Here is a 20,667-nt window from a genome sequence, read left to right as displayed (position 1 = left end):
AGAAGCGGCATCCCTCGATAGGTATCGAGGATATAGCTGAAAGCGCGGTACTTCGAAGCTTGGCGAAGAAGTAGCCCTTCTAAAAAAAACCCTGCAATTTTTTATTAAATCCGTTGCAATTTTAAAAGATAAAAAACTATCTTTGCACCGTTAAAAATGAGGGTGCTTATGGCATTCGTATAGCACTAAAAAATAAACAGTTATTCATGTCACAAGTTACAGGAAAAGTTGCACAGATTATTGGTCCAGTTGTAGATGTTGCATTTGCGAGTGGAGCAGAGCTTCCAAAAATTTACGATTCGTTAGAAGTTAACAACCACGGAAATTTATTGGTTCTTGAAGTACAATCTCACATTGGTGAAAATACAGTACGTACCATTTCTATGGATTCTACCGATGGTTTAAGCCGAGGGGTAGATGCTGTTGCAACAGGAGCACCTATTCAAATGCCAATTGGAGATGATGTTTATGGTCGTCTTTTTAACGTAATTGGAGATGCTATTGACGGTATTGGAAACTTACCTAAAGCGGGTAAAGATGGTTTGCCAATTCACCGTGATGCACCAAAATTTGAAGATTTATCAACATCTACTGAAGTTTTATTTACTGGTATTAAAGTAATTGACTTAATTGAGCCTTACGCAAAAGGGGGTAAAATTGGTTTATTCGGTGGTGCCGGTGTAGGTAAAACAGTATTAATTCAGGAGTTGATTAACAATATTGCAAAAGGACACGGTGGTTTGTCTGTATTTGCTGGAGTAGGAGAGCGTACTCGTGAGGGTAACGATTTACTTCGTGAAATGTTAGAGTCAGGTATTATTAAATATGGTGACGATTTCATGCATTCTATGGAAGAAGGCGGATGGGATCTTTCTAAAGTTGATAAAACAGCGATGAAAGAATCGAAAGCAACTTTCGTATTCGGACAAATGAATGAGCCACCTGGAGCACGTGCGCGTGTTGCCTTATCTGGTTTAACAATTGCTGAATATTTCCGTGATGGAGCAGGTGAAGGACAAGGGAAAGATGTACTTTTCTTCGTAGATAACATTTTCCGTTTTACACAAGCAGGATCTGAAGTATCTGCATTACTTGGACGTATGCCATCTGCAGTAGGATACCAACCAACATTAGCAACCGAGATGGGTGCGATGCAAGAGCGTATTACTTCTACTAAAAGAGGTTCTATTACATCTGTACAAGCCGTTTACGTACCTGCAGATGATTTAACGGATCCAGCACCAGCAACAACGTTTGCTCACTTGGATGCAACTACAGTATTGTCTCGTAAAATTGCGGAGCTTGGTATTTATCCAGCAGTAGATCCATTGGATTCTACATCTCGTATTTTATCAGCAGATATTTTAGGTGATGAACATTACGATTGTGCACAACGTGTAAAAGAGTTGTTACAACGTTATAAAGAATTACAGGATATTATTGCTATTCTAGGTATGGAAGAGCTGTCTGAAGAAGATAAACAATCGGTTTACCGTGCACGTCGTGTACAACGTTTCTTATCTCAACCTTTCCACGTAGCAGAGCAATTTACAGGGATCCCTGGAGTGTTGGTAGATATTAAAGAAACCATCAAAGGTTTTAATATGATTATGAATGGTGAATTAGATCACTTGCCAGAAGCTGCCTTTAACTTGAAAGGAACCATCGAAGAAGCTATTGAAGCAGGTGAGAAAATGTTAACCGAAGCCTAATAACGCTTAAAGCTAAAAGCTTAAAGCCAAAGCAATATAAACTATGTATTTAGAAATTGTAACTCCAGAAGCGTCAATAGTATCAGGTGAAGTTGACTTGGTAACTGTGCCTGGAATGGAAGGTTCTTTTCAAATGATGAACAATCACGCTCCTATTGTGTCTTTATTAGATGCGGGTGTAGTTCGATTTAAAGGTAACCCAACGATTGCTGCTGGTTTTGAAAGTAAATTTACAAAAGTAGCGGAAGGCGAATGGTCACTACAAATTAGTGGTGGTACTGTTGAAATGAACAATAATAAAATAATTGTATTGGCAGACTAAGTTTCTGTAGTACATTTTAAATATAAATCCCAAATTCCGTAAGGAGTTTGGGGTTTTTTTATACTTTAATTCTTATTTAAATTTCGATAAAACTGTACATGAAATTTGATGCTCATATTTCCTTTTATGGATCACGCCCGTTATGGCAAAAAATAATTGCAGCCCTAGGATATACGGCCATGTTTGTGTGTCTGTATAAAGGAGTGACTGAGCCGCCAAGACCCAATGTTCCGAATAATCCGGGCAATATTATGTCGTGGTTTTTTATTGCATATCTCTGTTTTTTAGTCGGACTTTTCTTTTCTCGCGTTCGCGATTTTCACTTCGATTTTATCACAAGACGATACAAGGTTGTTCGACGTATCGGTCCTTTTTCTATAGGGAATTGGAAAAATTTTAAAAGTATTGAGTATGTTTCTGTTTTTAAAAGAGGCGATTCGCATTATCAGGTGAAGGTGTGGTATAACAAAAATAAAAATTTATTAGTAGCTGGATTCTACGATTTTAACGGTGCCATGCAATTTGGAAAGGAGTTGGCAATTCAACTGAAGGTCGATTTATTGGATGCCGCTACAAATCCGAGAGACTCTGAGTGGGTAGATCTTGAAGCGCCTGAAGTTATATTTTAGTTCAAGCGAATTAAAACCCATTCTTTTCTGTCGGCTGTATAGGTTGACATCAGTTTAAAGCCAATCGCATAATGTGCCGCCAACGAACGAGTGTTTGTTGCGTCAACTTCGGTAATAATTGTGGTGAATTCAGGACGAATAGAGGTTGACATATGTTCGTACAGTCTTCTGAAAATTCCTTTTTTTCTGAAATTTTTGTCGATACAAATTTGTCCCATTACCATCCAAGAAGTGGTAGGGTCTATTGTTTTTTGTATTTCTGAAAACATCGGTTTTAATACGTCAATTTCATCTCCAAACGAAGGGTGCATGCAAAGTGCATATCCAACTACCGTATCATTTTCTATAGCTATACTGTGCTGACAAACAGTATTCATAGCTGTTAGGAGCTCCAGTGTGTGAACCACGGTAACAAATCCTTCTGTTTCTTTTTCTTCGGAAGAAATGCCTTCAGGTACGTTGTCTCTCTGAAGGTTTATAATTTGTTGTAATTCCGAAACACTCGATGCTTTTTTATAGCTAATCATAAACAAACCTTTCAGGAAAGATACTTAAATTTGACAAATGAAATCCATTCCGAAAAAGCTTCAATCCAAATTACAGAAACGCATCGAAAACAAATCGCTGCGTCGTCTTTCTAACGAAGAAGGCTTGATCGATTTCTCTTCCAATGATTATTTAGGATTCAGTACTTCTGAAGCCATTTTTAAAAGAGCTTCTAAAATTTTAGCAGAAGAACGACTTGAAGTAAATGGCGCCACAGGATCTCGCTTACTCTCGGGTAATCATCCACTTTTTAAGTCCGCTGAAGCCTTTATAGCTTCTTTTCACAACATAGACTCAGCATTAATTTTTAACAGCGGCTACGATGCTAATCTGGGTTTTTTCAGCAGTGTGCCCCAACGAGGAGATTGTATTTTTTACGATGAGTATAGTCATGCGTCCATTCGGGACGGAATTTCACTAAGTCATGCAAAAGCAGTGAAGTTTAAGCACAACGACTTGGCCGATCTTCAGCAAAAAATTATTCAGTTACAAAACGCTCAGCCAAATGCCAAAGATGTCGAAGTGTATGTGGTTACGGAATCTGTTTTTTCTATGGATGGCGATATGCCAGATCTAAATGCATTTTCAGCCTATTGCACAGAACATTCATTTCATCTTGTTGTAGATGAAGCACACGCTGTCGGAGTTGTAGGTAAAGGGCGCGGACTCGTACAAGAACTCGGTTTAGAGGCTTTTGTTTTTGCGCGTATTGTCACCTTCGGAAAAGCGTTAGGATGTCACGGTGCTGTCGTTTTAGGAAGTTCGGACTTAATTACCTACTTATTAAATTTTTCAAGAAGCTTTATTTACACAACCGCACTGCCGCCCCATTCGGTGGCCACAATAAAAGCTGCATATGAACAGTTAGTAAGTACTAAAAACATAATAAAGTTAAATTTGAATATAGCAATATTGCAATCAAATATTGAAAAATATACACTTCAGAACTACTTTATAAAAAGTGAAACAGCCATACATTGTTGTTTGCTTCCTGGAAATAATCGTGTAAAAGCAGTTTCAGAAGCATTACACCAACAAGGTTTTTCTGTAAAAGCGATCCTTTCTCCCACAGTTTCAGAAGGAAAAGAACGCTTGCGCATTTGTATTCATTCGTCCCATTCCGAAGCAGAAATTACGCGCTTGATGGAAGCGCTAAAAAGCGCAATTAATAGACTCGATATATAGGGCAAATGCTCGTCTTTATTTACTTTTGGCGAATGAAAGAAACGTATTTCATTACGGGTATTGGTACCGATGTGGGTAAAACAATTGCTGCTTCAATACTCACAGAAACATTGCAAGCAGATTATTGGAAACCCATTCAGGCTGGCGATTTGGATACAAGTGACACACATAAAGTGAAAGCGCTTGTGAGCAATACAAAAACAAAATTTCATCCAAGTGCCTTCAATTTGAATACCCCTATGAGTCCGCACGCAGCTGCGCAATTAGATGGTATTACTATTGAAGCTAAAAAAATCAAAAGACCTACGACTCAAAATAAATTAGTGATTGAAGGTGCTGGCGGACTCTTAGTGCCGATCAATAATTCAGAAACGGTCCTGGATTTGATTCAGCCGAAAGATAAAGTGATTGTTGTTTCTCGTCATTATTTAGGGAGTATCAATCATACATTACTAACCATCGAGGTATTGAAACAACGCGGTCTATCCATTTTCGGAATCTTGTTTAACGGAGACGAAAATCCTTCCACCGAAACTATTATTGCAGAAATGAGTGGAGTAGCCATTCTCGGACGAATTGAAGAAGAGCCTTATTTTGATGCGAATGTAGTGCGAGAGTATGCTTCAAGATTAGAAACATTAGACATATTTTAGTGAGATGCTGAAACGAGTTCAGCAGGACGACTATAACATGAAATCATGCGTCACCCTGAACTTGTTTCAGGGTCACACAAACAAAAAATGATGAAAAGAAGTTTTGTATATATTATGACAAATAAGTACAGAACAACTTTTTATATTGGAGTTACAGCTAACCTTCAAAAGAGAATTTTAGAACATATAGAAGGAGTTGGTTCTAAATTCACAAGCAAATACAATCTCAAAGATTTGATTTATTTTGAAGAGTTTAGTGATATTGAACAAGCAATTGCAAGAGAAAAGCAATTGAAAAATTGGCATAAAGGATGGAAGTTAAATCTAATAAGAGAAACGAATCCTAAACTTGAAACATTAGACATATTTTAGTGAAATGCTGAAACGAGTTCAGCATGACGGTTGTATGAAGACGGTAAAAAATAGAAACTACGTCACCCTGAACTCGTTTCAGGGTCGCACCATAAAAAAAGAGCAACACCAGTTCAGTAAGACAATAGTATGAGCCTACAACAAAGAGATAGAAAACACATTTGGCATCCGTTAACACAGCACAAAACCAGTAGCGACCCTATCGGAATTGTAAAAGCGAAAGGCGCGTTGTTGTTCGATGAGAACAAAAACACTTACATCGATGGCATTGCCTCTTGGTACACCGCCATGTACGGACATTGCAACGATACTATTATTGAAGCTGTTTGCAAACAAATGCAACAGCTGGATCAAGTCGTTTTTACAGGATTTACGCACGAACCTGCGGTACAACTCTCTGAAAAATTGATGGCGATTTTACCGTCTAATCAGCAAAAAATATTTTTTAATGACAACGGCTCGACAGCGGTAGATGCCGCAATTAAAATGGCGTTTCAGTATTATTTTAATAAAGGAACGAAGCGAAATACCTTAATTGCTTTTGACGACGGATTTCATGGCGATACGTTTGGAGCAATGAGTGTTTCGAGTCTTTCGGTGTATAACGGGCCTTTCGAAGACTTTTTTCTGAAGGTGGAACGAATTCCAGTGCCAACTGCTGAAAACAATGTTGAAGTGCTTTCAAAATTGAAAACCATTATTTCTGAAAATGATTGTGCTGCTTTTATTTACGAACCCTTAGTGCAAGGAGCTGCAGGAATGAAATTTCATTCTGCGGAAGGGTTAGAACAACTGCTGAAGCTTTGCAAACAAAATGATATTTTGTGTATTGCAGACGAAGTGATGACGGGATTTGGAAAAACAGGAAAAAACTTTGCCTCAGAATATCTAGAGACAAAACCTGATATTATGTGTTTGAGTAAAGCACTTACTGCGGGTGTTGCTGCAATGAGTATTACGAGTTGCACACAAACCGTTTTTGATGCTTTTTTAGACAACGAAATTGCCAAAGGCTTTTTTCACGCACATACCTATAGTGCAAATCCGTTAGCGTGTGCGGCGGCTATCGCAGGAATTGATTTGTTAACTTCAGAAGCGATTCAAGGGTCAATTCATCGAATTGAAAATGCACATCGAGCCTTTTCAGAAAAAATAATACAACATCCAAAAGTGGCATCCGTGAGACAGTTGGGAGTCATTTTTGCACTCGATTTAAACATCGAAATGGAGCGTTACGGAAACCTTCGAAATGAATTGTTTTCGCATTTTATGACAGCGGGGGTATTTCTTCGTCCGTTAGGAAATACAATTTACATATTGCCACCTTTTGTTATTTCAGATTCCGAATTACAAACAATATACACGGCAATCGAAAGCTGTTTACCAATCGTCTAAGACCTCATTGTTTTCAAGCAAAGTGATGATTTCTCCGGTATCATGAACTCGTAATTCTAGGGTTTCATAGTTCCAAACGTCGGTTTGTTTTTCAGCAATAACGGTAATAATAGCGGTTCCATTAGGTCCTTTTATAGGAATATCTAGGTTGCAATATCCATCACCATTGGTATAATTAACACTTCCTTTTGCAATGCCGTCTTTTTCAATGGGTTCTCCAAGAATGTCAATCACTAATTGACTGGTTTGCGCCTTTGTTAGTGCTTCTTTATAGGGCTCAGAGCTTGTAAATAAAGAGCTAACGCCTAAAACCATCGTTCCGGCAAAACCAATAATAAATAAAATAGTTAAAAGACAACCACCTGTTGGTACTGCCCATTTCCAGTTTCGTTTAAACCAATTTTCTGTCTTTGTATTTTCTTCCATATTATTTCTATTAAGGACACTTTAAAACGGTAGAACCACTATTTTTGCATTAAATTAATAAAAAAAGTGGATACACCTATTTCTATTTCAAATATAGCTTCAATTTCTGCCTTAGGAACTACCCAAGAAGAAGTGTGGCAAAGTTATCGAAATTGGCGTCCCCTTTTTAAAAAGAAAAGTTTTATTGTTAGCGACCCTTTTATAAAGCCAATTTCTTCGGAAATAAAAGTGTGGGTTTCTGAAATTTCTTCGGAAGCTGAAGCTGTTCTGCAACAGATGAAACGTTCTAGTGCGACTTACAAAAAGCTAGACAGGTCGGTGCTTTTGGCAATTATGGCTTCAAAAGAAGCTTTTTTAGGTCAATTTGAAGGCAAAAACATAGGTGTTAATATTGGTTCTTCCCGAGGAGCAACATCGTTGTTTGAAGGTTTTCACGAGCAGTTTTTGCGAGGAGAAAAAGTTTCAGCTTTTACATCACCAACCACAACTTTAGGAAATATTTCGTCTTGGGTGGGACAAGAATTGAATACCAACGGAGTTACCATTGGGCATTCAGTAACCTGCTCGACCGCTTTACACGCAGTGCTTAACGGAATTGCTTGGTTGCAAGCCGATATGGCAGACGCATTTGTGGTGGGCGGAAGCGAAGCAGCATTGACCCCTTTTACCATTGCTCAAATGAAAGCGATGAAATTATATTCCAATTCTGAAAATGATTTGGCCTGTGAGTCGATGAAATTTCAGAAAGAAAAAAATACAATGGTGTTGGGAGAAGCTTCAGCCGTAGCGGTTTTAGAAAAAGGTGTTTTCAGTCATACGCAGGCCATTATTTCTGGTTACGGATTTGCTTCAGAAAAGCTAACACACAATAGTTCTATTTCAGAAAATGCAAGTTGCTTTCAGAAATCAATGAAAATGGCACTACAAAAAGCAAACTTGCAAAACGTAGATGCTATTGTAATGCACGCACCGGGAACAGTAAAAGGAGATGTTTCAGAATTAAATGCAATTAAAGAGGTTTTCGGAAATGAAATGCCCCTATTAACCTCTAATAAATGGTTGGTGGGACATACTTTTGGAGCTTCAGGAATGCTTAGTTTAGAAATGGCTGTGCTAATGTTGAAACACAATCAATTTATAGAAAATCCATATTTCAACAATGAAAAACAGTTTCCGAAGCAATTAAAAACCATTTTAGTCAATGCAGTCGGTTTTGGGGGCAATGCGGTAAGTATAATTGTTTCTAAGTAACAAAACCTTTTATTGTGATACATATAAAAAGTACCTATATTACCTCATTGTTTTATAAAAAGTAAATGTATATGGCTGAGTGGTTTGCAGATTTAATCTTTTTTGAAAAAATTTATTGGCTCATAGCGATAGTCGCTTCAGGCATATTCATAGTCTTGCTTATTCTTACTTTTATTGGAGGCGAAGTTGATGATTTAGGAGATGTAGATGCAGAGATAGACGCCGATACAGGGATTGGCTTTCAGTTTTTATCGTTTAAAAATTTAGTGGGATTCTTTACCATTTTTGGATGGGTTGGTATTGCATGTATTGATGAAGGAGCCTCTAGAACCATTACAGTGCTTCTTTCTGTAGTGAGCGGGTTGTTAATGATGCTTGTAATGGCTTCCATCTTCTATTACTTAGGAAAATTAAACAGCAGCGGCTCTTTACAAATGAAAAATGCACTGCATCAAGTAGGGGAAGTTTATCTTACGGTTGGCGCAAATAAAAGTACTATTGGGAAAATTTCTATAAAGGTTCAGGGCGGCTTGAGAGAGTTAGATGCGATGACCAATGAAACTGAAGATTTAGTACAAAACACCATTGTGATGGTTGTAGATGTAACAGATAACGGAATTTTAATTGTAAAAAAACACCATTCTTAATATGATAAATTTAGCACTACAAATAGAAGGTTTGGCGCCTTTAATTGCCATCGGATTTGCGATCTTATTCGTTTTTATAATTTTAGTAACCTTCATTCGTAGGTACAAGCGTTGTCCTTCCGATAGAATTTTAGTTGTGTACGGTAAAGTCGGTACAGGTAATTCGGCCAGATGTATTCATGGGGGAGCAGCCTTTATTTGGCCTGTTATTCAGGATTATGAATATCTAGATCTTACGCCAATTTCAATTGAGGTTAACTTGGTAAATGCCTTAAGTAAACAAAACATTCGTGTAAATGTACCTTCTCGTTTTACTATTGGTATTTCAACCGAGCCGGGTATCATGCAAAATGCTGCGGAAAGATTGCTGGGTCAAGGGTTAGAGCAAGTTCAAGAGTTAGCTAAAGAGATTATTTTCGGACAATTACGTTTGGTAGTTGCTTCTATGGATATTGAAGAAATTAACAACGATAGAGATAAGTTTTTGAACAATATCTCTAACAGTGTTGAGTCTGAGCTGAAAAAAGTAGGTCTTAAATTAATCAACGTAAATATTACAGATATCGTAGATGAGTCTGGTTACATTGAAGCGTTAGGAAAAGAGGCAGCTGCACATGCAATTAACGCAGCACGTAAATCGGTAGCTGAAAAAAACAGAGATGGATCTATTGGTGAAGCAAATGCAGTACAAGACCAACGTACGCAAGTAGCAGCCGCAAATGCACAAGCAGTAGAAGGAGAAAACATTGCAAAAATTAATGTAGCAAATTCCGACTCCTTACGTCGTCAAAGAGAAGCGGAAGCAGAACGCGTTGCTATTGCTTCGGAAAAAGTACAATCGGCAAAAGCATTGCAAGAATCATACATTGCTGAGAAAGAAGCTGAAAATACAAGAGCAGAAAGAGAACGTAGTACGCAATTAGCAGATATCATTATCCCTGCAGAAATTGACAAACAAAAGGTAGAGATTGACGCGGAAGCTGAAGCTGAAAAAATTAGAAGACGCGCCAAAGGGGAAGCGGATGCAATTTTGTTTAAGGCGCAAGCAGAAGCACAAGGAATTTTTGAAATACTAACCAAACAAGCAGAAGGTCTGGATCGAATTGTAAAAGCAGCAGGAAATAATTCTAAAGATGCGGCATTACTATTAATTGCAGACAAATTACCAGAGCTTGTCGGACTTCAAGCAGAAGCTATTAAAAATATTAAAATTGATAAAATTACCGTTTGGGAAAATGGAGCTGGGAAAGATGGTAAAACAGCCACTTCTAACTTTATTTCTGGAATGTACGGATCTGTTCCTCCTTTGCAAGAGATGTTCAATATGGCGGGAATGGAATTGCCAGAATACCTGCAAGGAAAAAAACTAGATACAAGCAAGTCGGACCAAACAATTGACGATACAAAGACGACAAAATAATTGGAGTAAAACTTTATGAGCGAGATTAAAAATAACTGGAGCAAAGAAGAAATCCTAAATCTTTATAATAAACCAATGATGGAGTTGCTGTACGAAGCAGCTACAGTACATCGTAAAAATCACAACCCAAATCAGGTGCAAGTTTCCACCTTGCTATCTATAAAAACAGGAGGCTGCCCAGAAGATTGTGGGTATTGTCCGCAAGCAGCACGTTACCACACCAATGTGGAAGGAAACGATCTTATGGGAGTGCAACAAGTAAAAGCGCAAGCGTTACGTGCTAAAGCCTCTGGAAGTTCTAGAGTGTGTATGGGAGCTGCTTGGCGAAATGTGAAAGATGGTGAAGAATTTGATCAAGTATTGGAAATGGTGCGTACCATTAACAAACTAGATATGGAAGTGTGTTGTACACTGGGGATGATTACAGAGAATCAGGCAAAACGCTTAGCAGAAGCTGGTTTGTACGCGTACAATCATAATTTAGATACTTCAGAAGATTATTACAAAGATGTGATTTCTACTAGAGCGTATCAAGATCGATTGGATACTATTGGCAACGTTCGTAAAACCAATGTGACTGTTTGTAGCGGTGGAATTATCGGAATGGGGGAGAAAGTAGAAGACCGCGCAGGAATGTTAGTCGCACTTGCGAGTTTAAGTCCGCAACCAGAATCAGTTCCAATTAATGCGTTAGTGGCTGTTGAAGGAACTCCCATGGAAGAAATTGAACCTATTTCAATCTGGGAAATGATCCGAATGGTTGCAACGACTAGAATTGTAATGCCAAACACACAAGTTCGTTTGTCGGCAGGAAGAACGGATATGAGTCGTGAAGGACAAGCCATGTGCTTCTTCGCAGGAGCGAATTCTATTTTTGCAGGCGATAAGTTGCTTACCACGCCAAATCCTGATGTAAATCAAGATATGGAAATGTTTAAGTTATTAGGTTTAGAGCCTATGAAGCCTTTTGCTAAAAAAGCACAGCCGGAGTCTGTAGAGGCCGAAGCTTCTCAGTATAAACCCTTGGGTGAAAAACCACGTTGGACGCGTCCAGGACACACTATAGAGCGTAATGAAGAGGCTAAAGCGAAGCGTAAAGTCACAAAATAAATTATAAGTGTTCATATAAAAAAAAGGCAGATCTAAGATGTGCCTTTTTTTTATGCTTTTTTTAAAAACCGAATCGGAACAACTTTCGTAAATTTACATGTTACTATGCCTATGAAATTACGAGAAATAGAGAGAGTAAAAACCATTTCGAAAGAAGATTTTCTGGAACGCTATTACAAACCTCAAAAACCGGTTATTATAGAGCGGTTTGTTGAGGATTGGCCTGCATTTACCAAGTGGAACCTTGATTTTATGGCAAAAGTAGCTGGTGAGAAAACAGTGCCTCTGTACGACAATCGTCCAGTAAGTCATGAAGATGGTTTCAACGAGCCTCATACCACCATGAAAATGAACGATTATGTAGCTTTACTGAAGAAGGAGCCTACAAAATACCGAATCTTTCTATGGAATATTTTGAAAGAAGTACCAGAGCTTCAGAAGGATTTTAAGTTTCCAGATTTAGGTATGAAGTTGATGAAGAAGTTACCAATGCTTTTTTTCGGCGGAACTGACTCCTATACTTTCATGCATTACGATATTGATTTGGCAAATATTTTTCATTTTCAGTTTGAAGGAAGAAAGGAAGTGATTTTGTTTGATCAGAAGCAAAATGATTTTTTATATAAAATTCCGCATTCAATCATTACCCGTGAGGATATCGATTTTTCAAATCCAGATTATAAAAAATGGCCCGCTTTAGAAAAGGCAGAGGGCTATAAAACCTATTTGGAACACGGACATATGCTGTACATGCCAGAAGGCTATTGGCATTATATGAAATACATTACCCCCGGTTTTTCTATGAGCTTGCGTTCCATTCCGAAGCGTCCTAAAAATCTTGCTCGAGCTGTCTATAATATTATTGTGATGCGTTACTTTGATACATTGATGCGCAAGCTAAAAGGGCAAAAGTGGATCGATTGGAAAAACGAACAAGCCATTCTTAGAACCCATAAAGCCATTTAAAAAAAGCAGTATATTTGTTTTGAACTAACACCTTTAGAAAATGAAAGGATTCGTTTTAATTTTTATCATGTTGTTTGTAAGTGGTTTACATGCGCAAGCATTTCACGGAAAGGGAGATGTAAAATTTCAAGTTGGTGCTAATTTGCAGCAAGATGGGACAGGTATTATGGCGAGTTTGGATTATGGTTTGGGAGAAAATATTTCAGTAGGAGTAGCGTCTGTTTATTTGTTAGGCGTTGAAAAAGTTCGGAACCTTCAAGGAGAAGAAATCGTTGTTGCTGAGTTTGGCGATCGATTTGATGTGCAAGCGCGTTTTAATGCAAATCTCGGAAGTGTGATCAACGTAGACGATCACCTAGATGTGTACCCAGGCTTGCACTTAGGAATTAAAAATTTTGGAGGTCATTTGGGAGCACGATACTTTTTTAGCACCGGTTTCGGGCTTTTTTCTGAAATAAATATTCCGTTTGCGAGTTATAAAACGGGCGTGTTAACACCTTCGGAAGAGCTAAACAATCAGCTTTCTGTAAACGTGGGTGCGACTTTTAATTTGTAGTAAAATTGCTACGGAATGAGTTCCCGTAACTTTTCATAAACCAACTCACTTTCCCAACCTCGGTAGAGTAAATAATCTGCGAGTTTTTTTCGTTTTTTCTGAAGGTTTTCTTCGGAAGCCAACTGATTTACACGTTTTTCTGAAAGTAAATCAAATGTTTGAAGGTATTCTGAAGGTTCAATTTCTTTTAAGGCAATGGTAATATTGTATTTGGAAATAGCGCGAAGCTTTAGTTCCCGTACGATTCTGTTTTTGCCCCATTTTTTAGTTCTAAATTTACCTCTGGCAAAGGCTTGTGAGAAGCGTGTTTCGTTTAAAAAATTATGCTGAAGTAAGTGGTGAATTATTTGGTCTATAGCCTCCGGAATCATTCGCATGTCTCGAAGTTTTTGCTGTACTTCTTTATGGCAACGCTCCTGATAGGCACAATAGCGTTCTAAGCGTTGGGTAGCTTCAGTAACAGAATAAGACTTACTTTTTTCCACACAGCAAAGTTACTGTTTTCTGTGTTTGATTATACATATTGAATGCTAAAACGAGATCTAATAAAGATTTGCATTAGGGGTAGAAGCGGCATCCTTTTTTGTCGCAGAAGGGGACAAAAAAGATATAGTGGATGACCCGACCTACTGAAGTGCAACGGAAATAGGGAATGCCCAATAAAGTGCAAAAAAAAAGCCTCTTCAAATTAAATTGAAAAGGCTTTTAATACTAGTTAATCTCTTCACCATTTTTATCGTAAAAATGATATTCCAGATACGTGTAAGCGTCTCTAGGTTGAATTTTCACCCATTTTTTGTGCTCCAAAAACCATTTGGTTCGCACTGATGGAATTCCTTTTGTTAAAAAGGCTGCTATAAAAGGATGTGCGTTTAATGTAATCTTTTTATAGTCTTTTTTGAAAAGGCGTTTTACCTCTTCATTAATTTTGTCTACCACTCCAATAGGCGCTTCAATTTCTGCGTTTTCTCCTTCCAGGTTTTCTGGATTTTCTTCACGCGTTTTAATATTCATTTCAGGCCTAACGCGTTGGCGGGTAATTTGTATCAAGCCAAATTTACTTGGCGGTAATATTTTATGTTTGGCTCTATCGTCTTTCATCTCTTCACGAAGATGATCGAAAAGTTGTTTTCTATTGGCCGCCGAGGCTAAATCAATAAAATCTACAACGATAATACCTCCCATATCTCGTAATCGTAATTGTCTTGCTACCTCTGTAGCGGCAATTAGATTTACTTCGAGTGCTGTTCCTTCTTGTGTTTTGGATTTGTTACTGCGGTTTCCACTATTTACGTCTATGACGTGCATGGCTTCCGTGTGTTCAATCACCAAGTAGGCTCCTTTGCTTCCCGATACGGTTCTACCAAAGGATGTTTTGATTTGACGTTCGATTCCAAATTTTTCAAACATTGGAACTTTCGAGTCATAAAACTTAACAATATTCTCTTTATGCGGTGCAATTTCTTGCACATAATCTTTTATTTGTAAGTAAAGGGTTTCGTCGTCTATGTGAATGGCCGAGAATGAATCGTTAAATACATCTCGAATCATAGATGACCCTCTGCTTAACTCGCTTAACACCTTAGAAGGATGGTGTGCTCCTTGTAGCTTTTTACACATCGCTGTCCAGCGATCTGTGAGATTTTGTAAATCTCTATCCAGTTCTGCTACTTTTTTGCCCTCTGCTACCGTACGTATTATTACGCCAAATCCTTTTGGTTTAATGCTTGTAATTAAGCGTTTTAACCTTTCTTTTTCTTCTTTTGATTCTATTTTTTGAGAAACAGAAACACGGTCTGAAAAAGGAACCAGTACAATATAGCGTCCAGCTATTGAAAGCTCTGAGCTAATTCGTGGTCCTTTTGTGGAAATGGGTTCTTTTACAATTTGTACCAGAATAGATTGATTAGATTTCACAGAGTCGTTAATGCCTCCGTGTTTATCAATCTCTTTTTCTAATGGGAAATCTTTTAAAGAATACTCTTTAAGTTTACCTGTGCTTACACGTTTTATGAACTTTAATAAAGTAAGGACTTTTGGTCCAAGGTCATGGTAATGCAAAAAAGCATCTTTTTCGTAGCCAACATTTACAAATGCAGCGTTGAGACCAGGGACTGTTTTTCGGATCTTAGCGAGATATACATCTCCCACCGAAAATTTGTTGTCCTCTTCTTCTTTATTAAGTTCAACTAGTCTTCCATCTTTTAAAAGGGCAAAATCAACTTCTCGTGAACTGGATCTAATGAATAATTCGTAGTTCACTTGTAATTAATTTATATCCATCAGCCTACGGCTGACAAATGGATTAAACAATAATTTATCACAGGTTTTTGTTGTCTTGATTGTAAAGTCAAGAAAAACCCGTCGAAATTGTGGGTTACTTTTTAGGTAGAAAAGTACTACAATTTCATTTTCAAAGAACGTTTTAATTTACTAATTGCTAGTAAAAAGAAAAAGTAGTTGGGAAACTACTTTTTCTTGTGGCGATTCGCGCGTCTTCTTTTCTTACGCTTGTGCGTTGCTACCTTATGTCTTTTTCTTTTTTTACCACTTGGCATATAAAATACATTTTAGTGTCCACCAAAGGCGGACGGATTATTATTTAGATTATTTTACTTCAACGTTTGTTTTAACACCCTCTACAAATACTTTTGCAGGTTTAAAAGCTGGGATGTTATGAGCGGGGATTTTAATTGTAGTGTTTTTTGAAATGTTTCTTCCCGTTTTTTCAGCTCTAGTTTTGATAATAAAACTTCCGAAACCTCTAAGGTATACGTTGTCACCACTTTCTAAAGAAGTTTTAACTTCTTCCATGAAGGTTTCAACAGTAGCTTGAACATCTCCTTTTTCCATTCCTAATTTTTCTGAAATTTTCGCTACAATATCTGCTTTCGTCATTCTAATTTTTTTTTATTATTAATAAGTATAGGTTTTTTTTCAAGAGGGCAAATATAAGAATTTTAAAATCAATAAATCAAACGTTAATCCATTAAAATATAATCAGATATCCCCTAAATTTGTTAAATGTTGTTAAAGCCCACTTTTTTTCGTAAAAATCTCATTTCGTGGTATTTGGTTCATAAACGGGAGCTTCCTTGGCGAAGTACACGTGATCCATATGCTATTTGGTTGTCTGAAATTATTCTTCAACAAACCCGTGTAGCGCAAGGTTTGCCCTATTATGAACGTTTTTTAAGGGCTTTTCCTACAGTTGAAGATTTGGCAGCAGCTTCCGAAGAAAAAATTTTAAAATTATGGCAAGGGCTAGGTTATTATTCTAGGGCGAGAAACTTACATTTTACAGCTAAATATATTGTAGATGAACTACATGGGGTGTTTCCTACTACTTATAAAGAACTTCTTACATTAAAAGGAGTGGGTGATTATACCGCTAGTGCTATAGCATCGATTTGTTATAATGAGCCTGCTGCAGTAGTAGATGGGAATGTGTACAGGGTGCTTTCTCGTGTTTTTGGAATAAGCACTCCTGTTAATACAACCGAAGGAATAAAGCAATTTAAAGCTTTAGCACAAGAGTTGGTCGATGAAAAAGACCCAGGCACCTTTAATCAAGCTAGTATGGAGTTTGGTGCACGATACTGTGTGCCGCAGAATCCAGATTGTAAAAGCTGTATATTTAATAGCATTTGTGATGCGTATGCTTCAGAATTAGTTGGGACTTTGCCTGTGAAATTGAAAAAGACCACGGTAAGAAAAAGGTATTTTAATTATATCGTGGTACTTTCCGAAGCACATAAAACCATTTTGCAACAACGAAGTGGTAAAGGAATTTGGCAACAGTTGTATGAGTTTCCGTTAATTGAAACAAAAAAAGATCTTACGTATGCTGAATTAATTGTGATGAATGAGTTTAAAGAGCTTTCGGAAGAATTGTGTGTTGAAGATATTTCGTTGTATAATGACACCTTAATAATACACAAGCTATCGCATCAGCATTTATACACGCGATTTTGGATTGCTGAAAGTAATGGCTTTGATGTAAAGGCATCATTTCCTGAAAAAACGGAAGTTGCTATTGCTGAAATTGAGGAGTATGCTGTGCCTGTATTGATTGAAAATTTTATTTCAGAGTTTTCAGTTTTTAAACTCTAAAAAAACACTTATATTTAAAGTACAAAATATACCTTTGTGGTTAAAATTAATTAAGTAAAAATGAGTGGAACGTTAAACAAAGTGATGCTAATTGGGCATACGGGAGATGAGGTTAAAATGCATTATTTTGAAGGTGGTGGTAGTATTGGACGTTTTCCTTTGGCTACAAATGAAACCTATACTAATAGAACTACTGGTGAGAAAGTAAGTAATACAGAGTGGCATAATATTGTGGTTCGTAACAAAGGAGCTGAAGTCTGTGAGAAATATCTTAAAAAAGGAGATAAAGTTTATATTGAAGGACGTTTAAAAACTCGCAAATGGCAAGATGAAAAAGGAAACGATCGCTACAGTACAGAAATTCAGTGTACAGATTTTACTTTTTTAACGCCTAAAACTGAAGGTGGAGCGCCGATGGGTAACACAAATACCAATCCATCACAACAATCGGCTCCAACTCAAAGCAAACAAACGGTTCATCATCCAGAAAGTGGAGATGATAATGACGACTTACCATTTTAATGTATAACGAACTATAGTATTTTGGATATAGAGCCTCCCAGTTTAATTTTTATAACAATTTTAAATTATACGTACATTACAAGTATCGTTTTTTTACTTGTTTTATTGTTGTGTTCTGCGTTAATCTCTGGAGCCGAGGTGGCATTTTTCTCGCTTACGCCAACCGATATTAATAGTGATACGCCCTCTCGTAAAGAGGTAATCATTCAGAAACTTCTTGATAAGCCTAAAAAGTTATTGGCTACCATATTGGTGGCAAATAACTTTATAAATATTGCCATCGTTTTACTTTTTGATTCGCTGACAGATATTTTATTTTCTGGTATTACCACTGAATACTACTTAAGATCGATAGTAGAAGTGGGTGTAGTAACCTTTCTTATATTATTGTTTGGTGAAATACTACCTAAAATATATGCAAGTCGAAATAAGGTTAAGTTTGCTAGTTTTATGGCGTACCCCTTAAATGTATTGGATGCGTTGCTAACTCCTATAAGTATGCCCATGCGTTCGGCGACTATTTATATTCACGAAAAGTTTGGGAAACAAAAATCGAATCTTAGTGTAGATCAATTATCGCAAGCACTAGAGCTTACTGATGAGAAAGATACAACCCACGAAGAGCAGAAAATATTACAAGGTATTGTCACCTTTGGGAATACAGACACCAAACAGGTGATGAAAAACCGGATGGATATTTTTGCATTGAATGAAGAATTGGGTTTTAAAGATATCATGCCGGAAATTATTGAAAGAGGGTATTCAAGAATTCCTGTGTATAAAGATAACATTGATAATATCACCGGGATTTTATATGTAAAAGATTTAATGCCTTTTATAGATAGAAAAAATCTAGATTGGCAAGAACTTAAACGGGATCCTTACTTTGTTCCTGAAAATAAAAAGTTGGATGACTTGCTAAATGAATTCAAAGAGCGAAAAATGCACTTGGCAATTGTTGTAGATGAATATGGCGGTACCAGTGGTTTGATTTCATTGGAAGATATTTTAGAAGAAATAGTAGGGGAAATTAGTGATGAGTTTGATGATGAAGATCTTGTGTTCTCGAAACTTGATGATAATAATTTTGTGTTTGAAGGTAAAACAGCTTTAAAAGACTTTTACCGAGTGATTAAAATTGAAGATTCTCAGGTTTTTGAAGACGAAAAAGGGGAAGCTGAAACCATTGCAGGCTTTCTGTTAGAGATTTCGAAAGGATTTCCTAAAAAGGACGAAGTAATAACCTTCCATAATTATACGTTTACTATTGAAGCGTTTGATAACAAACGTATAAAACAAGTAAAACTTTCTATCCAATAGTATGTTCAGATTATTTTTTATCACACTTTTTTGTGTTCTCTTAGTGGCTTGTAACGACGATGTGTTGGTGAAGCCTAATGCAATGCTTCGGCTAGAGTACCCAAAAGCGACCTATAAAGGTATAGCGACAAATTGCCCATATTCTTTCGAGATCAATGAGGAAGCTGTGTTAAAAAGCAATGCAAACTGTGCGTTTAATGTTTCGTATCCTAAAATGAATGCGACCATCTATTTAACCTATCAAGATGTCGCACATAATAATTTAGACTCCTTATTATATGATGCTCAAAAATTGGCATACGATCATAATATTAAAGCTGAAAGTATTCCAGAACAGCCTTTTGTAAACACGGATGAAAAAGTCTACGGAATGTTTTATATGATTAATGGAAATGCTGCCTCGCAATCGCATTTTTATGTCACCGACAGTGTGAATCATTTTGTGTCGGGATCGCTTTATTTTGAAGCAAAACCTAATTTCGATTCTATTTATCCTGCAGTAGTGTATTTGCGTAACGACATTCGGCACGTAATGGAAACTTTTACTTGGGAAAAGTAGCCCTTCATTTTTACAGTCCTTCTTAAAATTTTAGCGACTTTTGCTTTTTTTAAAGCAAATGAAAAATACTCAGTTAAAATGGATTTTCCTCTGCGTTCTTTCACTCATTTGGGGAAGCTCGTTTATACTTATTAAAAAAGCGTTAGTAGGATTAACTCCAATGCAATTAGGGGCACTGCGCACGCTGTTTGCGGCTATTTTTTTAATAATGTTTAGTTTTCCTAAGTTGAAAGGCATTCGAAAGAGAGAATGGAAGTGGATTTCTATTTCAGCTTTTTTAGGAACCTTTATTCCCGCTTTTCTTTTTGCTTTTGCTGAAACAGAGATAGACAGTGCAATTGCTTCTATTTTAAATTCGACCACTCCAATTATGACACTGCTTTTAGGGGCAATCGTGTTTGGTGTTGTATCGTCTAGACAACAGGCGTTGGGCGTTGTGGTTGGGTTAATTGGAAGTTGTCTGTTGGTTTGGGCGGGCTCCGAAATTAATCCTGATCAAAATTACTGGTATGCGGGGTTGGTATTGATAGCGTCGGTTTGTTATGCGTTAAATGTAAATATTGTAAAAAAGCATTTGCAGCAGCTCTCTGCTGTGGCAATTAGCGTTGGGACTTTTGCCGTTCTAGTTATTCCTGCAACGCTCGTTTTGATATATTCAGGATTCTTTACGGCAGAAATCATACAATCGGAAGTGGTGCATACGTCACTTTTATATTTAGTAATTCTATCAATTTTTGGTACTGCAATAGCAAAAATTTTGTTTAATAAGCTAATCCAGGCATCGAGTCCTGTGTTTGCTTCTTCAGTAACCTATACCATGCCCATTGTTGCAGTTGTTTGGGGATTGTTAGATGGGGAGACGTTTCGTTTTCTTCAAATAGTAGCTGCATTTGTAATCTTAACAGGCGTGTATTTAGCTAATAAAAGGAGAAATTAAGACAATAAAGTGTTAATTATCAGTGT

General features: G+C 37.2%; 23 protein-coding genes. 18 read left to right on the top strand and 5 right to left on the bottom strand.

From position 1 onward, the window contains the following. Positions 1-206 precede the first annotated feature (206 nt). The 3 genes from atpD to BLQ00_RS02935 all read left to right on the top strand — a co-directional run bounded on the left by atpD (position 207) and on the right by BLQ00_RS02935 (position 2,663). On the top strand, positions 207-1,712 hold the full coding sequence (atpD, locus tag BLQ00_RS02945; protein WP_093140285.1) for a F0F1 ATP synthase subunit beta: 1,506 nt from the start codon (positions 207-209) through the stop codon (positions 1,710-1,712). 43 nt (positions 1,713-1,755) lie between these two features. Beyond that, on the top strand, positions 1,756-2,034 hold the full coding sequence (locus tag BLQ00_RS02940) for a F0F1 ATP synthase subunit delta/epsilon (protein ID WP_093140283.1): 279 nt from the start codon (positions 1,756-1,758) through the stop codon (positions 2,032-2,034). Between the two features lie 98 nt (positions 2,035-2,132). Further along, positions 2,133-2,663: a hypothetical protein gene (locus BLQ00_RS02935; RefSeq protein WP_093140280.1), complete on the top strand. Its 531-nt coding sequence runs from the start codon at positions 2,133-2,135 to the stop codon at positions 2,661-2,663. Here the strand turns inward: BLQ00_RS02935 and BLQ00_RS02930 are convergent. Next, entirely contained in the window at positions 2,660-3,190 is a 531-nt protein-coding gene (locus BLQ00_RS02930; protein WP_093140277.1) for a GNAT family N-acetyltransferase, read from the bottom strand. The two genes, BLQ00_RS02935 and BLQ00_RS02930, sit on opposite strands and share 4 nt — an antisense overlap. 37 nt (positions 3,191-3,227) lie before the next feature. Between BLQ00_RS02930 and BLQ00_RS02925 the strand changes: the two genes are divergently transcribed. The 4 genes from BLQ00_RS02925 (at position 3,228) to bioA (ending at position 6,814) form a co-directional block, all read left to right on the top strand. Next, positions 3,228-4,394 carry an aminotransferase class I/II-fold pyridoxal phosphate-dependent enzyme gene (locus BLQ00_RS02925; protein WP_093140274.1) on the top strand — a complete coding sequence of 389 codons (1,167 nt, stop codon included), beginning with the start codon at positions 3,228-3,230 and terminating at the stop codon, positions 4,392-4,394. A 32-nt stretch (positions 4,395-4,426) separates the two neighbouring features. Continuing rightward, on the top strand, positions 4,427-5,047 hold the full coding sequence (gene bioD / locus BLQ00_RS02920; RefSeq protein ID WP_093140271.1) for a dethiobiotin synthase: 621 nt from the start codon (positions 4,427-4,429) through the stop codon (positions 5,045-5,047). A gap of 90 nt (positions 5,048-5,137) precedes the next feature. Next, a complete protein-coding gene (locus BLQ00_RS02915) occupies positions 5,138-5,419 on the top strand; it encodes a GIY-YIG nuclease family protein (RefSeq protein WP_093140268.1) in 282 nt (93 codons plus the stop codon). Positions 5,420-5,548: 129 nt separating this feature from the next. Continuing rightward, entirely contained in the window at positions 5,549-6,814 is a 1,266-nt protein-coding gene (bioA, locus tag BLQ00_RS02910; RefSeq protein ID WP_093140266.1) for an adenosylmethionine--8-amino-7-oxononanoate transaminase, read from the top strand. On the opposite strand, the gene BLQ00_RS02905 is transcribed toward bioA, so the two are convergent. Beyond that, positions 6,800-7,240, bottom strand: a complete 441-nt coding sequence (locus BLQ00_RS02905) for a cytochrome c oxidase assembly factor Coa1 family protein (protein ID WP_093140263.1) — start codon at positions 7,238-7,240, stop codon at positions 6,800-6,802. The two genes, bioA and BLQ00_RS02905, sit on opposite strands and share 15 nt — an antisense overlap. A gap of 66 nt (positions 7,241-7,306) precedes the next feature. Between BLQ00_RS02905 and BLQ00_RS02900 the strand changes: the two genes are divergently transcribed. The 6 genes from BLQ00_RS02900 to BLQ00_RS02875 all read left to right on the top strand — a co-directional run bounded on the left by BLQ00_RS02900 (position 7,307) and on the right by BLQ00_RS02875 (position 13,190). Further along, on the top strand, positions 7,307-8,491 hold the full coding sequence (locus BLQ00_RS02900; protein WP_093140260.1) for a beta-ketoacyl synthase N-terminal-like domain-containing protein: 1,185 nt from the start codon (positions 7,307-7,309) through the stop codon (positions 8,489-8,491). Positions 8,492-8,562: 71 nt separating this feature from the next. After that, the gene (locus tag BLQ00_RS02895) at positions 8,563-9,138 is read left to right on the top strand and encodes a hypothetical protein (RefSeq protein WP_093140257.1); all 576 of its coding nucleotides are present in this window, start codon (positions 8,563-8,565) and stop codon (positions 9,136-9,138) included. Between the two features lies 1 nt (position 9,139). After that, on the top strand, positions 9,140-10,558 hold the full coding sequence (locus BLQ00_RS02890; protein WP_093140253.1) for a flotillin family protein: 1,419 nt from the start codon (positions 9,140-9,142) through the stop codon (positions 10,556-10,558). 15 nt (positions 10,559-10,573) lie between these two features. After that, on the top strand, positions 10,574-11,668 hold the full coding sequence (bioB, locus tag BLQ00_RS02885) for a biotin synthase BioB (protein WP_093140250.1): 1,095 nt from the start codon (positions 10,574-10,576) through the stop codon (positions 11,666-11,668). Positions 11,669-11,779: 111 nt separating this feature from the next. Beyond that, positions 11,780-12,634: a cupin-like domain-containing protein gene (locus BLQ00_RS02880; protein ID WP_373287746.1), complete on the top strand. Its 855-nt coding sequence runs from the start codon at positions 11,780-11,782 to the stop codon at positions 12,632-12,634. 40 nt (positions 12,635-12,674) lie between these two features. Further along, complete coding sequence (locus BLQ00_RS02875; protein ID WP_093140247.1) at positions 12,675-13,190, top strand: DUF6646 family protein; 516 nt, start codon at positions 12,675-12,677, stop codon at positions 13,188-13,190. Between the two features lie 8 nt (positions 13,191-13,198). Here BLQ00_RS02875 and BLQ00_RS02870 read toward each other — a convergent pair whose 3' ends face one another. From BLQ00_RS02870 to BLQ00_RS02860, 3 genes are all read right to left on the bottom strand, one after another. After that, a complete protein-coding gene (locus BLQ00_RS02870; protein WP_093140245.1) occupies positions 13,199-13,675 on the bottom strand; it encodes a regulatory protein RecX in 477 nt (158 codons plus the stop codon). A gap of 226 nt (positions 13,676-13,901) precedes the next feature. After that, positions 13,902-15,452: an Rne/Rng family ribonuclease gene (locus BLQ00_RS02865; RefSeq protein ID WP_093140242.1), complete on the bottom strand. Its 1,551-nt coding sequence runs from the start codon at positions 15,450-15,452 to the stop codon at positions 13,902-13,904. Positions 15,453-15,797: 345 nt separating this feature from the next. After that, the gene (locus BLQ00_RS02860; RefSeq protein WP_093140239.1) at positions 15,798-16,088 is read right to left on the bottom strand and encodes an HU family DNA-binding protein; all 291 of its coding nucleotides are present in this window, start codon (positions 16,086-16,088) and stop codon (positions 15,798-15,800) included. A 126-nt stretch (positions 16,089-16,214) separates the two neighbouring features. Between BLQ00_RS02860 and mutY the strand changes: the two genes are divergently transcribed. Genes mutY through BLQ00_RS02835 form a run of 5 tightly spaced genes read left to right on the top strand, consistent with a single transcriptional unit; the run spans position 16,215 to position 20,641 of the window. Further along, complete coding sequence (gene mutY / locus BLQ00_RS02855; RefSeq protein WP_093140237.1) at positions 16,215-17,303, top strand: A/G-specific adenine glycosylase; 1,089 nt, start codon at positions 16,215-16,217, stop codon at positions 17,301-17,303. 60 nt (positions 17,304-17,363) lie between these two features. Next, positions 17,364-17,825 carry a single-stranded DNA-binding protein gene (locus BLQ00_RS02850; RefSeq protein WP_093140234.1) on the top strand — a complete coding sequence of 154 codons (462 nt, stop codon included), beginning with the start codon at positions 17,364-17,366 and terminating at the stop codon, positions 17,823-17,825. A 21-nt stretch (positions 17,826-17,846) separates the two neighbouring features. After that, entirely contained in the window at positions 17,847-19,145 is a 1,299-nt protein-coding gene (locus tag BLQ00_RS02845) for a gliding motility-associated protein GldE (RefSeq protein ID WP_093140231.1), read from the top strand. A gap of 1 nt (position 19,146) precedes the next feature. Beyond that, positions 19,147-19,704, top strand: coding sequence for a gliding motility lipoprotein GldD (gene gldD / locus BLQ00_RS02840; RefSeq protein ID WP_093140229.1), 558 nt, complete (start codon positions 19,147-19,149; stop codon positions 19,702-19,704). Between the two features lie 58 nt (positions 19,705-19,762). Next, positions 19,763-20,641, top strand: a complete 879-nt coding sequence (locus tag BLQ00_RS02835) for a DMT family transporter (RefSeq protein WP_093140226.1) — start codon at positions 19,763-19,765, stop codon at positions 20,639-20,641. The last annotated feature ends 26 nt before the right edge of the window (positions 20,642-20,667 follow it).

The sequence above is a fragment of the Ulvibacter litoralis genome, from assembly GCF_900102055.1.
Lineage (GTDB): Bacteria > Bacteroidota > Bacteroidia > Flavobacteriales > Flavobacteriaceae > Ulvibacter > Ulvibacter litoralis.
This window is presented reverse-complemented; position numbering and strand designations above follow the sequence as displayed.

What these genes read in the sequence shown, in the direction of transcription:
- BLQ00_RS02875 (WP_093140247.1), top strand. Translation starts at nt 12,675, where the DNA reads ATGAAAGGATTCGTTTTAATTTTTATCATGTTGTTTGTAAGTGGTTTA.
- BLQ00_RS02835 (WP_093140226.1), top strand. Translation starts at nt 19,763, where the DNA reads ATGAAAAATACTCAGTTAAAATGGATTTTCCTCTGCGTTCTTTCACTC.
- BLQ00_RS02940 (WP_093140283.1), top strand. Translation starts at nt 1,756, where the DNA reads ATGTATTTAGAAATTGTAACTCCAGAAGCGTCAATAGTATCAGGTGAA.
- atpD (WP_093140285.1), top strand. Translation starts at nt 207, where the DNA reads ATGTCACAAGTTACAGGAAAAGTTGCACAGATTATTGGTCCAGTTGTA.
- BLQ00_RS02895 (WP_093140257.1), top strand. Translation starts at nt 8,563, where the DNA reads ATGGCTGAGTGGTTTGCAGATTTAATCTTTTTTGAAAAAATTTATTGG.
- BLQ00_RS02935 (WP_093140280.1), top strand. Translation starts at nt 2,133, where the DNA reads ATGAAATTTGATGCTCATATTTCCTTTTATGGATCACGCCCGTTATGG.
- bioA (WP_093140266.1), top strand. Translation starts at nt 5,549, where the DNA reads ATGAGCCTACAACAAAGAGATAGAAAACACATTTGGCATCCGTTAACA.
- BLQ00_RS02925 (WP_093140274.1), top strand. Translation starts at nt 3,228, where the DNA reads ATGAAATCCATTCCGAAAAAGCTTCAATCCAAATTACAGAAACGCATC.
- BLQ00_RS02860 (WP_093140239.1), bottom strand. Translation starts at nt 16,088, where the DNA reads ATGACGAAAGCAGATATTGTAGCGAAAATTTCAGAAAAATTAGGAATG.
- BLQ00_RS02850 (WP_093140234.1), top strand. Translation starts at nt 17,364, where the DNA reads ATGAGTGGAACGTTAAACAAAGTGATGCTAATTGGGCATACGGGAGAT.
- bioD (WP_093140271.1), top strand. Translation starts at nt 4,427, where the DNA reads ATGAAAGAAACGTATTTCATTACGGGTATTGGTACCGATGTGGGTAAA.
- BLQ00_RS02905 (WP_093140263.1), bottom strand. Translation starts at nt 7,240, where the DNA reads ATGGAAGAAAATACAAAGACAGAAAATTGGTTTAAACGAAACTGGAAA.
- mutY (WP_093140237.1), top strand. Translation starts at nt 16,215, where the DNA reads ATGTTGTTAAAGCCCACTTTTTTTCGTAAAAATCTCATTTCGTGGTAT.
- gldD (WP_093140229.1), top strand. Translation starts at nt 19,147, where the DNA reads ATGTTCAGATTATTTTTTATCACACTTTTTTGTGTTCTCTTAGTGGCT.
- BLQ00_RS02890 (WP_093140253.1), top strand. Translation starts at nt 9,140, where the DNA reads ATGATAAATTTAGCACTACAAATAGAAGGTTTGGCGCCTTTAATTGCC.
- BLQ00_RS02915 (WP_093140268.1), top strand. Translation starts at nt 5,138, where the DNA reads ATGAAAAGAAGTTTTGTATATATTATGACAAATAAGTACAGAACAACT.
- BLQ00_RS02930 (WP_093140277.1), bottom strand. Translation starts at nt 3,190, where the DNA reads ATGATTAGCTATAAAAAAGCATCGAGTGTTTCGGAATTACAACAAATT.
- BLQ00_RS02880 (WP_373287746.1), top strand. Translation starts at nt 11,780, where the DNA reads ATGAAATTACGAGAAATAGAGAGAGTAAAAACCATTTCGAAAGAAGAT.
- bioB (WP_093140250.1), top strand. Translation starts at nt 10,574, where the DNA reads ATGAGCGAGATTAAAAATAACTGGAGCAAAGAAGAAATCCTAAATCTT.